General features: G+C 63.8%; 13 protein-coding genes. 3 read left to right on the forward strand and 10 right to left on the reverse strand.

Features of this window, described 5'->3' with window-relative positions:
- Positions 1-96 precede the first annotated feature (96 nt).
- The 5 genes from SH412_RS01555 to SH412_RS01575 form a co-directional block, all read right to left on the reverse strand.
- Entirely contained in the window at positions 97-927 is an 831-nt protein-coding gene (locus tag SH412_RS01555) for a hypothetical protein (protein WP_336521745.1), read from the reverse strand.
- A 33-nt stretch (positions 928-960) separates the two neighbouring features.
- Positions 961-1554, reverse strand: a complete 594-nt coding sequence (locus SH412_RS01560; protein WP_336521746.1) for a hypothetical protein — start codon at positions 1552-1554, stop codon at positions 961-963.
- 108 nt (positions 1555-1662) lie between these two features.
- Entirely contained in the window at positions 1663-2202 is a 540-nt protein-coding gene (locus SH412_RS01565; RefSeq protein ID WP_336521747.1) for a TadE/TadG family type IV pilus assembly protein, read from the reverse strand.
- Between the two features lie 150 nt (positions 2203-2352).
- Positions 2353-2541: a hypothetical protein gene (locus SH412_RS01570; protein WP_336521748.1), complete on the reverse strand. Its 189-nt coding sequence runs from the start codon at positions 2539-2541 to the stop codon at positions 2353-2355.
- A gap of 87 nt (positions 2542-2628) precedes the next feature.
- Complete coding sequence (locus SH412_RS01575; RefSeq protein WP_336521749.1) at positions 2629-4263, reverse strand: hypothetical protein; 1635 nt, start codon at positions 4261-4263, stop codon at positions 2629-2631.
- Between the two features lie 347 nt (positions 4264-4610).
- Between SH412_RS01575 and SH412_RS01580 the strand changes: the two genes are divergently transcribed.
- Together SH412_RS01580 and SH412_RS01585 are read left to right on the forward strand one after the other, a co-directional pair.
- On the forward strand, positions 4611-5612 hold the full coding sequence (locus SH412_RS01580; protein WP_336521750.1) for a TadE family protein: 1002 nt from the start codon (positions 4611-4613) through the stop codon (positions 5610-5612).
- 77 nt (positions 5613-5689) lie between these two features.
- Entirely contained in the window at positions 5690-6901 is a 1212-nt protein-coding gene (locus SH412_RS01585) for a Tad domain-containing protein (protein ID WP_336521751.1), read from the forward strand.
- 27 nt (positions 6902-6928) lie between these two features.
- On the opposite strand, the gene speE is transcribed toward SH412_RS01585, so the two are convergent.
- The 4 genes from speE to SH412_RS01605 all read right to left on the reverse strand — a co-directional run bounded on the left by speE (position 6929) and on the right by SH412_RS01605 (position 13310).
- Entirely contained in the window at positions 6929-7882 is a 954-nt protein-coding gene (gene speE / locus SH412_RS01590; RefSeq protein WP_336521752.1) for a polyamine aminopropyltransferase, read from the reverse strand.
- 308 nt (positions 7883-8190) lie between these two features.
- Positions 8191-9708 carry a glycerol kinase GlpK gene (gene glpK, locus SH412_RS01595; protein WP_336521753.1) on the reverse strand — a complete coding sequence of 506 codons (1518 nt, stop codon included), beginning with the start codon at positions 9706-9708 and terminating at the stop codon, positions 8191-8193.
- A gap of 60 nt (positions 9709-9768) precedes the next feature.
- Positions 9769-11136, reverse strand: coding sequence for a sulfatase family protein (locus tag SH412_RS01600; RefSeq protein ID WP_336521754.1), 1368 nt, complete (start codon positions 11134-11136; stop codon positions 9769-9771).
- 47 nt (positions 11137-11183) lie between these two features.
- On the reverse strand, positions 11184-13310 hold the full coding sequence (locus SH412_RS01605; protein ID WP_336521755.1) for a prolyl oligopeptidase family serine peptidase: 2127 nt from the start codon (positions 13308-13310) through the stop codon (positions 11184-11186).
- 212 nt (positions 13311-13522) lie between these two features.
- Here SH412_RS01605 and SH412_RS01610 point away from each other — a divergent pair, with 212 nt between their 5' ends.
- Positions 13523-14290 carry a M90 family metallopeptidase gene (locus SH412_RS01610; RefSeq protein ID WP_336521756.1) on the forward strand — a complete coding sequence of 256 codons (768 nt, stop codon included), beginning with the start codon at positions 13523-13525 and terminating at the stop codon, positions 14288-14290.
- An 82-nt stretch (positions 14291-14372) separates the two neighbouring features.
- Here SH412_RS01610 and SH412_RS01615 read toward each other — a convergent pair whose 3' ends face one another.
- Positions 14373-15434 (reverse strand): M42 family metallopeptidase, encoded by a 1062-nt coding sequence (locus SH412_RS01615; RefSeq protein ID WP_336521757.1) that lies wholly within the window; start codon positions 15432-15434, stop codon positions 14373-14375.
- Positions 15435-15564 lie beyond the last annotated feature (130 nt).

Consider the following 15564-nt stretch of genomic DNA (forward strand, 5'->3'; position numbering starts at 1 on the left):
TCGCGGAGTGGCGCACGGAGGGGCCACCCATCAGCCAGCATTTGAGCATACCGCGACTCCGCTCCGCAACCAGCGGTCGCGGAACCGGATTCCAGGTCAGGGCTGCGCCGGGCCAGTCTGACAGGTCGCACAGCCGGGAGGCGGCGCTGATCCGCCTGCCGAGTGATCGAGGTCCACATCGCCGGCGCGCACGGCCGCCGCCGGAACTCGCTGCCAAAAGCCGGCCAGCTCGATGATGGCCGGCCCGAGGAACCAGACATAGACGGCGGGCGCCACGCACCACAACCAGGGACGGCGGGCTTCGGCCGAGAGTTGCTTTGCTCGCGCCAGAACGGCCTCCGCATCGCGCTGGCGAACGGCGACTGCGCAACGCCAGACGATGGCTGCCCGGTCTACCTCCGCCGGGAAATCGAACCCATCCCGCAATTCCGGCGGCCCCGTGCGGTCGGCATCCACGTCGCGCAGCCAGGCCAGCCAGCGCGGGCCGATCAGACTGTCCGGGGTCGGCACTCCCGCTTTGCTGCAAGCGTCGGCAAGAGCCGGTTCCAACTCCCAACCTGCCGCCAGCCGGATGGCGGTCCGCTCCAGAATGCTGGCCAGCCCCGGAGTCTGTTCTTGAGTAACAGGCGGCTTTCGACCAAACACCACCAGCCCCGCCAGCCCGCCAGCCAGTACGATTCCCGCCAGCGCCCAGCCTGGCAGACCGGCCGGCGCTCGCAATGACAGGAACGCAACGAATGCACCGGCCGCGACGCAGGTCAACGCCCCGCGAACGCGCCGGCGCAGCAGCGGATCGCGATCAACTCGAGCGGCTCCGGTCGTCCGATCTGCTCGCCCGACGGCCAAGTGAACGACGAGCAATGCCCCCCCCGCAACAATCGCGAAGCGGACAAACCACGCCAGAAACTGGGAAAAGAGATCGTGCATTCCGAATCCGAAATGGTTGTCGACGGACTCCGGTCAGCGAATCACAGATAACGCGGCCGACGGCTGGGAACCATGATGGTCCGTCGCAAGGGTCCGCAGCGATTTGCGGGGAAGTTGCCGGTCAGCCTCAGTCAGCAGCAGCCACCACCAGACGGCCGCAGCCACGGCCAAGGATCCCGACAGGACGGCAACGACGGGCGAACCGTGCTGCCCGAGACCGCCGCTGAGAATTGACCATCCCTGTACGACCCCGCCAACGGCTAGCGTCGGCACGCCCGCCAGCCAGAGCCAGGCGGACCGGCGGACCGGTCGGACCTGCCGCTGCCATTCGTCCGACAGTTCGTCTTGAGCGTCAAGCAGGACGACAACCCGTCGGGCGGCGACCGCCCAGAGCTGCGGACGATCGGGAGCGATCTCTATCGCATCGGCCAGCAGGGTCATCGGCCAGGGGGGCGATGTAACTCGATTCAGCCAGGCAGCCAGTTCGGCCGGTTCGGTCGGAACGGTCGAAAGTCTCGGAACTCCGGGCGAGGTCTCCAGCGCCAGGCGGAATGCGTCATTCCAGGGCGCATCGGCCTCCAGCTCCGCGGCAAATTGCGAACAGAACTGTTCCCAGACGCGCGACACGCAACTGCCCTCGTCAGAGTCAGGCGATCGAAGCCGCGACCGAAACGACTTCGGCAGCGCCCCGGACGGCGAAACTCTCTGAGGGGAGCCTACCTCGCACTCAACCGCTTATTCCAGCGTCTCTTTCGAGCTCAGCTCAAAACGGCTGGAACCGAGGTCGAATCCGAACGATCGCAACATGTTGGGGACCGGGCGTTTTCCCTGGGCATCGGTCAGGCGGACGCTGACCGTCACCCGGGTCTGGCTGGGCGGCAAGACGCCTCCTTGGGGAAAGCACGGAATCGCCGTGTTGCCGAGGTTGTAGTCCCCGGAGACGGGGCGTTCGACGAAGACGTGAACGAGACCGTTGGAGGTCGAATCGAGCGTTCCGCCCGCGGCCAGATTGTGGATTCCCAGATACCCGGCGACTACTTGTTCCACTTCCGAAGGGGTCGCTCCCACTTTGGCCGCTTCCCGCGCGGCCTCCAGCGTCGTCGCTGTCACAGCCTGCATGATCAGCGCCACGAACAGGAACTCGAACAGCGCCAGCGTTGCGATGAACAGAATCGGAAAGACCAGCAGGAATTCCAGATAGATCGCACCTCGCCGAGAACTCTGGCCCGGGCGGCGATTTCGCAGACGTCGGAGGTGTCGAAAGGCAACACGCATTGTCAACCGCGTTCAGGAAATGAAACGCCCGGCGGGACGTCGCGAGGGAAGGCTGAAGATCGCTCGGCGATCCGACGGGCGTCAACGGGATCAGACGCTGCGTCACTTTTCGCTGACACAGCGCTTCCCGAAGTTAACCTACGTCAGCAATCAGGCGTTGATCGCGTTGATCGCGTTCGACAAGTCGATCAGCTCATTGACGAGCGCCGACCGGACGACGGCCAGTCCGACGATGACGCCCAGGCCGACCAGCGTCACGAGCAGGACGTACTCGACGAAGATCGTGCCCTTCCGTCGCCCTGACCCCTGCCGACGCAACTGCTTACCACGCTGCCACATAACGCCACCTTCGCGGGAGCGGCCCGCCGCTGACCTGTGAATCGGTTCCTTCGCCGGCCACGTACCCCTCATGGGACGCGAACCGGCTTAACGGTTCCGACTGGTCGCAACTGGTATGCCGTTCTGCGGCCCGCCCGGAAAACGGAGCCAGCGCCGCTGGTCCGACGATGTTTCCGGCAGCTTCGATCGATCGACGAGAGTGGCGGCCCAGGCAGGCTGATCGCGGAGCCACACGCTGGCCTGATCATCCCGGTAGACCTCGACCCACTCTGGCCGGCCGACTAGAAAAGGGAGAGGGCGGTGCTCGACCGGCCAGAGGACGATCTCGGCCTGATCCAGCAGCTCGGGCGGATCGTCGCCGGGCTCAAGTTCTTGAAACGCCAGGAATTGTGCCTCGATTTCGGCCGGATAGATCGTCCGATATCGGCCGTCGAAACCGACGGTGCAGTCTGGGTAAAGATGCCACAGGACGTATTGCCCCCAGCCGTATTGCGTCAGCAGACGCCCTTGAACCTTGCGGTCTGCCAGCCACTGGACCGCGCGCGCCGGTACGCCGGGGACATCGCTGCGGACTTCGACCGCCACCTGCCAGGGGGTAAGCCCTGATGCAGAAAGGCGTTCCGCACCACTCTGGTGAAACAGCCACAGGGCACCGCAGAACAGCAATAAGCCGGCCCAGCGGATCCGCCGCCCTGCGGTGCCGCTCCATTGTTCGTGCAGCAGGGGGAAGAGCTGGAACAAACCGGCCGAGATTGCCCCCGGCAGCAGAACGAGACTGGTCACGGTCAGCAGGCCAATGTGCCGCAAATGGTTCACCGCCTGCCAGCCGACGACCAGCACCGTCACGACCTCTAGCGGTCTCCATTGCCGCCATCCGACGAGAGCCAGCCCGAGCAGCAGAAAGGGGACGCCGTAGACCACCGACGGAGTCGTGGCCCACAGCGGCTGCCACTCCCGAACCGGCTGGTAGGTCACGAGATGCGTCCAGAGCATCGAGTGTAGTCGGGAGCCGTAGGGATTGCAGAACGTCGCCTCGATTGTCAGAACGGGGATCACCGCCAGACAGGCGAACCGCCAGTGGCGACTGCGAATCTCGGAGTGGGTCTCCCACGCGATAGCCGCACAGCCTGCGGTCGTGACGCCGACTCCCGCGAGAAAGCCGCCGTGCAGGTTCACCCAGGGGATCATCACCAGCGGTATCAGCCAGCCGAGCCATTGCCGCCCCGGGTCGCGCATCCGGTCGAGCAGACGTAAGTTCCACGCCAGCAAGGCGTAAGTCGCGAGTTGCGGGCGGATGAACACCAGGAAATCCGAGAGACAGAGCGCCCCGAACCCCAGGCAGACAAGTTGCCCGGAGAGTGACGCGGAGCGATGCCAGAAGGCATCGGCGACCGCCAGCCAGAGCAGGAGCAGCCAAAGGTTGCGCCACAGTACGAGTCCGCCGTCTCCCCACCGCCGGTAGGCCCAGGCCATGCTGTCTTCCGACAGCCATTCGTGATTGATCCACACGGCATTTGGAGCGGACCACGAGAACGGATCGGTCGGTTCCGCAGCGACACCTTGTTCAAGCGCCCGCAGACCGTAAAGTGTGTGGCCCCAGAGGTCCGGATCGGCGATCGACAGGCCGCACAGATAGAGCAGGGTGCTCAGCCAGGCCAGGCACGACCAGCACAATCGCTCCCGCCGGTCTCCGCCAGTCAATTCATGCGGCACGAAACTCATTCTTTCTCCACGGGATGCGTCAAGCCAGCGGAACGATGCCTGTGAGCAACATGGGGTGCAACCGGGTGGCGGCAAGCCAACGTTTTCCCGGAATCGCAGCACTGCCGCGGACCGGCGTCACGTTTCCGGATGTTAGCGATTTGTTCAACGAATGGAGCGCCGTCGGCATGAGGTAGGCTTCCAGCGTAGTCGCACAGAGGATGACGCCGGCTGAACGAATTCGAAACGTACGAACTGTCCGCGAGTTTCCGAGGTCGGGAGCACAAGTTCGGCACATCATCTGCAATTCGAGGAATTCGGGTCAGAGTGCGCATTCCGGCGCGAGGGACCTGGAGGGAAAGATCAGCATGCAGGTCGGGAAATCGATTGCCGCCCGCTTTCGCCACGGCGATCACCGCCGCGGGTGGTCGCGTCGCGCCATCGTGGTGCTGGAACTGATCCTCTGGCTGCCCGTGCTGATGATCTTCCTGGCCGCACTGATCGAATTCGCCATTCTGTACCAGGTCGACAAGCAGGTGGCCTACGCCAGCCGGTTCGGGGCGAAGATCGCCTCCGAACAGTCGCGAATCAATCTGCGCACGCTGAATACGGGCAATCCGTCGCTGCTGAAATCTCAGATCGACAGCTACCTCGCCACCGTCGGACTGGGGCCCAGTTGCGAAGTCTTTCTGGAACACAACGTCTGCTCGGGTCATCCGTTCGTGCAGCAGAGCCCGCCGTCGATCCCGGCGGGATGTCGTTGTGCGCCGGTGCAATCCCCGGTGCGCCCACTGGAACCTTCGCCCTATCCCGGCAGCCAGGCGCACCCCGAATTTGTGCGGGTCACCGTCTGCGTGCGGGTCGCCGGGAATGTCCCGGATCTGCTCGACACGTTCGGCTTCGCCCTGAAGGACGCCACGCTGCGGCACTCGACGACGTTCCGCTACGAACCGGTCAACAGCCCGCCCACGCCGATTATGACGGTCCCGGTGCAGTCGATCGATCCGATGAGCGTCGATCTGGTGGCAGAGCCGAACTTCGAGTCGCCCGGCGGCAGCCAGATCGTGACTTCCCCGCCAGCTTCAACGCTCGTAACGATCACGGCGCCGGACAACGCGCCGGCGAATACCGTCGTCTCGGTCAATCTGAACTCGCTGGCGTCGAGCGACGCCGAGGATCCGTTCGGAAGCCTGGTCTTTCAGTGGGCTTCGGCGGCATCGCTGAGCAGCTCTTCCGGCACGACAACGACCGCGACGCTCCCGATACCAAACTCTCCCGGATCGCAAGATCGAATAGTGACTCTGACGGTGACCGACCGCTGCGGACGCTCACAGGCCGCCTTCATCACCTTCCGTCTGGTCCGCCTCTGACGGGACTCTGGCCGAATATGTTGCGATCTTCTTCTCCACTCCCCCGTCAGTCATCGATCCGCCGTGGAATCTCCACGATGTGGGTGATCGGATTGCTGCCGGCGCTCGCGCTGGGCATGGTCGTGCTGACCGACGTCGCCAATCTGTGGTTGAGTCACATCGAGCTGAAGAATGCCCTGGACGCCGCGGCGTTGTCCGGCGTGAAGACGTGGGGTGAAGGGAACAGCACCGGTCTGGCGCGGCTCGACGCACAAGCGGCGTTCGTGAGCAATACCGTACGCGGTACAGTCTGGTCTCTGGACGCAACCTCGGGCGGCTGCAATAACGGCAACGTTTCGAGCGATGGCGAGATCGTCCTCGGAGCCATCTCGGACATCGGCGCCAGCAACTACGCATTTGACTGCGCTCAGGTTCCCGGGTGCGTGACGGGAACCTTCACGGCACTCTTTGCCGTCGAGACCGATCCTAACGGGGATACCTTTCAAATCCAGACCGGCCCCGGATCCGCGACGGTAGCGAATCGAACATTCCGCATTGAACAATTCACTCAGACCAGCGGAGCCTCGCCGTTGGTGCTCAACAGTGTGGAGCTGGACCTTCGCGATCTGCGGATCGCCTCGTCCGTCGGTGGTACACCCGCAATGGATGACGGCTTTTTCGATCTGAAGACAGCTCAGTCGAACTCGGACAACAACCGCGGAATCGGGACTCCCCCCGGTCCTGGCAACAGCCTGATTGCCGTCAATGACGCCGGTGTCAGTCCGACATTCAGCTTTTCGGGCGGCGCCGCCACAGAACCGCGAGTCATGCGAGTCACCCTTGGCAGTGGATTGCCCCCCTCGACACCGGGCACAAATCGCTTCTTCTGGGGAACCGACACCGACAACGTAGGCGGAAACATCGGCTCAGGCGGTGGCGTAGGTTCCGCGGTCCAGGATTTTGGCGGCGAATTCGGGACGGACGCAAGCAACGCGGCCAGCTCCAATCCGTTTACGACCACCGGTGCGACAGTTCGAATCGTCGTCAGCGGTCAGACGCTGGTCGGCACGCTGACGCGCGTCAATGCGAATCGTTCGACCGTCTTTTTCGACGCGACGATTTCGTCGTCCGGCCAGGCGTTCGGCGTCCGCGCCCGCAAGACGATCCAGGTGCCCAGCATCACCGGCAACCTGCTCGGCCAGACCTTCGGCCCCTACAATGTGACCGCCGAGTCCTACGCCCGGTACGTCTGTTTCAGCGGCAATCCGCAGCTCATCCGGATCAACGCCTACTCCTGCAATTGCCCCTGACGCGAAGCGCTGCCCGGCTCCGGCAATTCAGGATTTCCCCGTGCCGAGCGACTGACCGAAGAACTTCGGCGGAGCATCGACGGTGTAGATGCAGGTCTCTGCGGCGACCGCGTCGCGGAGATACTTGGGCCACTGCAGCAGCCCCAGCAGCGTCTGACCGTCGAACATTCGCAGCGGCTGCCCCTGCAGCGACGTCGCCAGCAGTTCGTCAATTACAGCGGGATCCGGCCGGGTGTTGAGCAGCCGATCGCTGGCCAGCGCCAAGCCCCACTGCGAGCCGTAAGTCGGGACGTTCGCCGAGATCAGCGACGTCTGGGGGAAGACGGAGCCGATCGTCTTGACGACCCGGCTGAGCAGATGCGACAGCGGCGGAGACATCGAACCGGCCTGGTTGACGAACAGGCCCCCCGGCCGCAGCGCATTTCGGCAGAGGGCGAAGAACTCGCGGGTAAAGAGCTTGAAGGCAGGGCCTTCTTCGATCGGATCGGTCAGGTCCGCGATGATCACGTCCCAGGTGTTCGGCGTGGAGGCGACATAGTCCCAGGCGTCGCCGACAGCGATCTCGGCCCGCGGGTCGTCGAACGCTCCCTGGTGGATTTCGGGGAGGAGCTCCCGGCAGGCCTGAATGACTTCGCCGTCAATATCGGCGACGACAACCCGCTCGACCGACTTCCACTTCAGGGCTTCGCGGAGGGCGCCGCCGTCGGCCCCGCCGGCAATCAGAACCGTCTTCGGTGCGCCGTGCAGCGAACAGGGAACGTGGACGATCGGCTCGTGATAGAGGAATTCGTCGCCAGTGCAAGTCTGCCACTTGCCGTCGAGAACGAGGGCTTTGCCATACGGACCCGACTCGACGATGGACATTTCCTGAAAAGACGTTTGACGGTGCGCGAGTAAACGCGTGACGCCATGCTGCCAGACGTCGCAGGGAGTGAGGTATTCGCTGATCCAGAGGTCAGCAGCGAGCAAAGCGCCCGGCATGGATGTCTCGCGGGGTCAAGGGTCGTCGGGATGCTCGTGTCATGCTGCCGAATTGCGGGATCCTCTTCAGAAGCGGCGGGTGGCTGGGGTCGAGTCTTCGAGCTCCAGCTTCGTACCATCTCGCTGGGGGCGGCCCAAAGCAGCCGACCCCAGCCACCCTGAGGAGGATCCCATCGGCTTGAAACGCGGCACTAAAAACGCATGGTAATCAGAGAGAACGGAAATCCGAAATCCGAAGCATGAAATCCGGGCGACGGACCGAAGGCGCGACGCTCGGAGAGATGCAGAGAGCCTGGGAGCGAGAGACGTTAACCTTCGACGGCCCAGCCGCGCGAGCGTTCCACCGCGCGCCGCCAGCCGGCGTAGAGGCTGGCGCGCGACTCGGCGGCAATCTCCGGTCGAAACTCCCGGTCGAGAGCCCAGTGCTTGCGAAGTTCGTCCTGATTCTGCCAGACGCCGACAGCCAGGCCGGCCAGATAGGCCGCTCCAAGAGCCGTGGTTTCCTGCACGACGGGCCGACGAACCGGCAGTCCGAGCAAGTCTGCCTGGAACTGCATCAGCCACGAGTTCGCGGTGGCGCCGCCGTCAACCTGCAGAACGGTCAAAGCGCTGGAACCCCCCTGTGGTTGAGCGGCGAGGTCCTGCTGCATGGCCTGCAGGACGTCGCAGGTCTGATAGGCCATCGCTTCGAGGGCGGCGCGGGCCAGGTGGGCGCGGCTGGTGCCGCGCGTCAGTCCGACAAGGATGCCGCGGGCCTGAGGATCCCAGTAGGGGGCGCCGAGACCCACGAAGGCAGGGACCAGATAGACGCCGTCATTCTGAGTCAGCGACGCCGCCAGAGCCTCCGTTTCGCCGGCCGAGGCGATCACGTTGAGCCCGTCCCGCAGCCACTGAACCGCGGCCCCCGCAACGAAGACGGCCCCTTCGAGAGCATAGGTCGTCACGTCGCCGATCTTCCAGGCGACCGTCGTCAGCAATCCGTGCTGCGAATGCACCGGAGTATTTCCCGTGTTGAGCAGCAGGAAGCAGCCGGTCCCATAGGTGTTCTTGGCGCTGCCGGGAGCAAAGCAGGTCTGACCGAAGGTCGCCGCCTGCTGATCGCCGGCACAACCGGCCAGCGGAATCGGACGGCCGAAGAGAGACGAATCGGTCTCGCCGTAGACCTCGCTCGAGGCCCGCACCTGGGGCAGCATGGCCCGCGGAACGCCGAACAGCTTCAGCAGTTCGTCGTCCCAGTCGCCTGTCTGCAGATTGAACAGCAGCGTCCGGCTGGCGTTGCTTGCATCCGTAATATGGAGTTTGCCGCCAGAGAGTCGCCAGAAGAGAAAACTGTCAATTGTCCCGAAGAGGATGTCGCCCCGTTCGGCCCGGGCGCGCAGGTCAGGGCTCTGCGCGAGCAGGTATTCGATCTTCGTACCGGAGAAGTAGGGATCGAGCACCAGGCCAGTTTTCTGCCGGACGACTTCTTCTTCACCGTTGGCCTTGTGTCGGGCACAGATGTCGGCAGTGATCCGGCTCTGCCAGACGATGGCGTTGGAAACGGGCTTGCCGGTCTGGCGGTCCCACAGGACCGTCGTTTCCCGCTGGTTCGTCACGCCGATCGCAGCGACTTTCGTGGCGGAGCAGCCGGCCTGATGCAGCGCCTGCTTCGCCGTGGCAAGCTGCGATTCCCAGATCGCCTCTGGATCGTGCTCAACGTGGCCGGGCGACGGATAGAGCTGCGGAAACTCCCGCTGCGCGACCGACAGCACCTGCGCCTGTTCGCCAAACGCAATGGCCCGACTGGAGGTCGTTCCCTGATCGAGAGCCAGAATGCAGCGCGACATGGGGGATTTCTCCGTCGGTGACGTCAATCGATTCAGCAGCAGCAGCGAGACGGGGAGACGTTACTTGATTTCCGCGTACGCGGCATCCGTTTTCTGACGCAGCTCCGCCAGAACGGCTGTCGACTCGGGCTGATTCGCCAGATTCTTCCGCTCATAGGGATCGGCGGCGAGATCGAACAGTTCTTCGTAAACCGGCGTTTCGGAAATGTAGCGGGTGTATTTCCAGCGCGCAGTGCGAATCCCTTCGGTCTGCGCGATGTGCGGATGGACGAACCGATGCTCGTAGTAGTATTCCGGTCGCCAGTTGGCGGGCTGCTCTCCCCGCACGATGGGCGCCAGGCTCCGGCCCTGCAGGCCAGGGGAGGGGGCAACGCCGGCGAGATCGAAGATCGTCGGGGCGATATCGATGGTCAGGGCGAATTCCTGGCGATTCTGACCCCGGGCGCCGGTCGCGACGCGGGGATCGGAGACGAACAGCGGCACCCGAATCGACTCCTCGTGCATGAACCACTTGCCGGCGAGGCCGTGTTCGCCGAGGTAGTGCCCGTTGTCCGAGGTGAAGATGAAGACGGTGTTTTCCGCGAGCCCCTGCTCCTTGAGTCGCGCCGTCAGAGCCCCCGCGAGGTCGTCGATCCCCTGGACCAACCGGAAGTAGTCCCGGACAGTCGGCTGAAACAGCTCTTCGGTGAACCGCAGCTTCCAGCGGTTATGGGCTTCGGAGGTCTGCAGGAAGTGCGGTTGCGCCTGGAAGTCGGTTTCTGTGGCTGTCACGGGACGTGGATAGGTGACGTCTTCGTAGAGGGTCTTGTAGCGCGGAGCGGGCTGGTATTGCCACGCATCGCCGTCCTGGCAGTGGGCGGCTTTGGTGTAGACCTGCAGCAGGAAGGGCTGGTCGGCATTGCAGCCTGCGAGGAACTGCAGCGCTTCGTCCCGCTGGGTATCGGTCAGATGTTCGCCGGTCCCCTTTTCGCCCGGCTTGAAATACTGCCCCTGACCGCTGTAGCCCGTGAAATAATCCCAGGAGTCTTTGGGAAGCTGGCCTCCCAGCCCCCATTTACCGACCAGGCCCGTCCGATAGCCGGCCTGCCGGAGACGAACGGGGAACGAGCTGGCGAGCTGCTCGGCAGTCAGCGGTTTGGCGAAGTTCTGAATGCCGTGTCGGGAGGCATACTGGCCTGTGATCAGGCAGGCCCGGCTGATCGCACAGATCGATGTCGTCACGAACGAGTTGCGGAAGATTGTGCCGCGGTTCGCCAAAGCGTCGAGGTGAGGCGTTTTGAGGACGGGATGCCCCAGGCACCCGAGCGTGTCAAACCGCTGATCGTCAGTGAGGATCAGGACGATGTTCGGCCGTTTTGACGTGGCCTCCGCGGCCCCGGCGACGGGGACCACCAGCGACAGAAGGCAGAGACTCAGCAGCAGTCGCATGTCGGCAGACTCCGGAGTTAGTCAATCGGGATGGCGCGACGCGATGGCTATTCCGGCAGCTTCATGCCGAGGACTCGGACCAGGAAGGCCCATTGGTCGGCGGCCTCCTCAATGATCTTGGCGGTCGGCTTGCCCGAACCATGTCCGGCGCGGGTTTCGATCCGGATCAGCACCGGATTCGGTCCTTCATGCGACGCCTGCAGACGGGCGGCGAATTTGAAACTGTGGCCCGGAACCACGCGGTCATCGGTGTCCGCAGTCGTCACCAGAGTCGCGGGGTAGGCCGTCCCCGGCTTGAGATTGTGATAGGGCGAGTAGGCGTACAGGGCCTGAAATTCGTCGGGATCGTCGGCCGAGCCGTAGTCGTCGACCCAGAACCGTCCCGCGGTGAAGCGGTGGAAGCGGAGCATGTCCATCACGCCGACGGCGGGCAGGGCGGCTGCGAACAGGTCGGGCCGCTGCGTGATGCAGGCGCCGACCAGCAGACCGCCGTTGCTCCCTCCCTGAATGGCGAGCTTTTTCGGGCTCGTATACTTGTTCGCAATCAGCCACTCGGCGGAGGCGATGAAATCGTCGAAGACGTTCTGCTTCTTGAGCTTGGTGCCGGCCTTGTGCCAGTCTTCGCCATACTCGCCGCCGCCGCGGAGGTTGGCGACCGCCATCACGCCCCCCATCTGCATCCAGAGGACGCGAGAGACGCTGAAGCCGGGTGTGAGAGGAATATTGAAGCCGCCGTAGCCGTAGAGGAGCGTCGGCTGATTGCCGTCCAGCGGCAGCCCCTTCTTGTGAGCGATGAACATCGGCACGCGGGTGCCGTCCTTGCTGGTGGCGAAGACCTGCCGGACGACGTAGTTCTCCGGATTGACATCGACGTTGGCCCGTCGGATCAGCTTCGTCTCGCCGGTCTGCAGATCATGGCGGTAGATGCTGGGGGGCGTCGCGAAGCTGGAGAACGTATAGAATGTTTCGGTGTCTTCCCGGTCGCCGGTGAAGCCGCCCGCCGAGCCGATCCCTTCGAGCGAAAGGTCGCGGACGAACTTGCCCGCGGTGTCAAACAGCTTGATCTGCGAGACAGCGTCTTTGAGGTACTCGGCGATGAACGTGTTCCCGACCAGCGAGACGCCCGACAGGACATTTTCGGCCTGCGGGATCAGCTCGCGCCAGTCGGCGGGCTTCGGCTTCTCGATGTCGATGGCGATCACGCGCTTCCGGGGGGCGTCGAGGTCCGTCCGGAAGTAGAACGTGCTGCCGTCGTTGCCGAGGAATGTGTATTCGTGGTCGAAGTTGTCGATCAGTTCGACCGCCGGGGCGGCGAGGTCTGCCACGGGCTTGTAGAAGATCCGGTACTTGTCGTCGGTGCCGATCCAGGTGGTGATCACCACGTACTTGCCGTCGTCGCTCACCGAAGCCTGGAAACCCCACTTCGGTTCGTCGGGCCGCTCGAAGACGAGGACATCTTCCGATTGCTTCGTGCCGAGTTTGTGGAAGTAGATCTTCTGGTTGAGGTTCAGCGTCTGGAAGGCCGCTCCGGATTCCGGCTCCGGGTAGCGGGCATAGAAGAATCCGCTGCCATCCTTCAGCCAGCTCGGTTCGTTGAACTTGACCCAGCGCAACTCGTCGTCGAGCAGCTTGCGGGTCGCCACTTCCATCACGCGCCAGACGCGCCAGTCCGAACCGGCGTCCTGCACGCCATAAGCCAGGTACTTGCCGTCCTTGCTGAAAGCGGTCCCCGCCAGGGCGACGGTGCCGTCCTTCGACCAGGTATTGGGGTCGATCAGGACTGCCGGTTCGGCGTCGAGCGTGTCTTGAGTGTAGAGGACGAACTGGTTCTGCAGGCCGTTGTTCTTGCTGAAGACGTAGCGCGGTCCCTTCCGCGAGGGCGCGGAGAACTTTTCGTAGTTCCAGAGTTTCGTCAGCCGCTCGCGGATCACGTTCCGCTCGGCGATCTGCTCCAGAAATCCGAACGTCAGTTTGTTCTGCGCCTCGACCCAGGCTTTGACGTCGGCGCTTTCTCGCACGTCGTCCTCGAGCCACCGGTAAGGATCGGCGACCGACTTGCCGTGGAACTCGTCCACCTGATCGACGGTCTTCGTTGCGGGATATTTGAATTCATCCGCCATCGACGTACTCACTCCCCCGGCCAGAATTACCGCCAGCACGCCGCGTAAGACCATCTCGGGGATCCTTCAAACCAAAAGCCGGACATCCGAGCCGTGCGAAAGCGCGGCCGCAGGAACCGATTGGACCAAGCCGCCACCGGGGAGGCAAGCCGCGCGACTGGCTTTACGACGACGTGATCCGGCGGGAGACTGTGTGCGTTCTGCAGAGGCAGCGCCGAGCCGTGGCGAAAAAAGGCATCGGATAACGTGAGTTCGGGGAGACATGCGTGCTGGGCTGGTGGAAAGCGTGGCGACGGAAGAAGCGTCTGGCGCAGCCGTTTCCGGAGGAGTGCGAGCAACTGGTGCAGACCCGCTGCCGGCACTTTCACGGACTCTCCGACGCCGAGCGCCAGCTTCTGCGGGAGCGAACGCTGCTGTTTATCGATGAGAAGCAATGGGAAGGCTGCAATGGCGTCGTCGTGACGGCGGAAATGCAGGTCACGATCGCCTCGCACGCGGCCCTGATGGGGCTCGGCTTCCCGGAGATCCCCTTTGAACGTCTGCTGTCGGTGCTGATCTACCCGGACACATTCGTCGCCCGGCAGCCCCGGCGAACTCCCTGGGGACCGATGGATCAGGATCTGCCGCTGCTCGGACAGGCCGCCTACCAGGGGCCGGTGCTGTTCTCCTGGCGCGAAGTTGCTCGCGACTGCTTCGAGGCCCCCGCGGGGCGCAACGTCGTGATTCACGAATTCGCCCACCTGCTGGATATGGCCGACCACAACGTCGACGGCGCCCCTGCGTTGTCCACGCCGGAGCAGGCGAACGCCTGGGCCGAAATCGTGCCTCTCGAATTCCGCAAGCTGCAGCGACTGACCGAACAAGGTCGCCGAACCCTGTTCGACGCCTACGGCGCGACCAACGAGGCCGAATTCTTCGCCGTCACCTGCGAGACATTCTTTGAGCGTCCCCGCGAGATGGCCGAAAAACACCCGCGGCTCTACGAGCTGTACCGGGGCTATTACCGGCAGGATCCGGCGGAGCGAATTCGTTGATCGTTGATAGTCGATCGAACGAAGGATGCTCTTCTCCGACCATCAACGATCAACCATAGACGATCAACCATCAACGACTCACTCACGGCGTAAAATCGCACACCGGCGTCACCGACAGGCAGAACTTCGCGATCAGCGTCGCCGCGTGGTCGAGGTCGTCCAGCGAGACGACTTCCACCGGGCTGTGCATGTAGCGGTTCGGAATGCAGACCAGGCCGGTTGCCACCCCGCCCCGGGATAGCTGCAACTGGGCGGCGTCGTTGCTGGCGGGAACCGCCAGACCATTGAGCTGCGTCGGGATTCCCGACGCCCCGGCCTGTTGCTGCAGTCGCTCCAGGACGACCGGGTTCACATTCGGGCCGCGGTAGAGGACCGGCCCCTGGCCGACCTTCACGCGGCCGAACTGCGACTCCTCAACCGTCGGGCAGTCGGTGGCGTGCGTCACGTCCACGACAATGCCGAGCTGCGGATCGATCTGAAACGCACTCGTCTGCACCCCTCGCAGACCGATTTCTTCCTGCACGGTCGAGACCGCATAGACTGCCGCTTGCGGGTTCCCCTCGGCGACGCGCCGAGCCGCGGTGATCACCGTCCAGACGCCGACTTTGTTGTCCATGGCCGGTCCGCAGACCAGATTGTTCCGCAACGGGCGGAAGCCAAGCTGGACGGTGATCGGATCGCCGATCTCGACCAGCGACCGGGCTTCCTCGCCGTCGCGGACGGCAATGTCGACCCACAGGTTCTTGATTTCCGGGACAACTTTCCGTTCCTCGGGTGAGAGCAGATGGATCGGCTTACGGGCGATGACGCCGCTGATCGGCCCCTGGCGGGTCCAGACCTGAACCGCCTGGCCGATCAGCACCTGCGGATCCCAGCCGCCAATCGCATGAACCCAGAGAAAGCCCCGGTCGTCGACGTGTTTGACCAGCAGGCCGATCTGGTCGCAATGCCCCGCCAGCATAATCCGGGGCGATCCCCCCGGATTGACGACGACGATGACGTTGCCGTGCCAGTCCGTTCGAACTTCCGCCCCGAATGACCGCGCATACTCCCGCACGACATTCTGCACCGGACGCTCGAATCCCGACGGGCTGGGTGCGTGGAGGAGGTCTTTGAGAAACTGGGATTCCGCGTCGGTCAGCATCGTCGGCGTCCTGAGAAAGTGATTTCGTCTGTGAAGAATTGATTATCCGTTGGCGGCGACGAAATCCAGCGTCGCCGACCTCCGCTGGTGACGTGCGCCCACAAACGACGACATCCGTGGATCGTCGATT

Source organism: Planctellipticum variicoloris, from assembly GCF_030622045.1.
GTDB lineage: Bacteria > Planctomycetota > Planctomycetia > Planctomycetales > Planctomycetaceae > Planctellipticum > Planctellipticum variicoloris.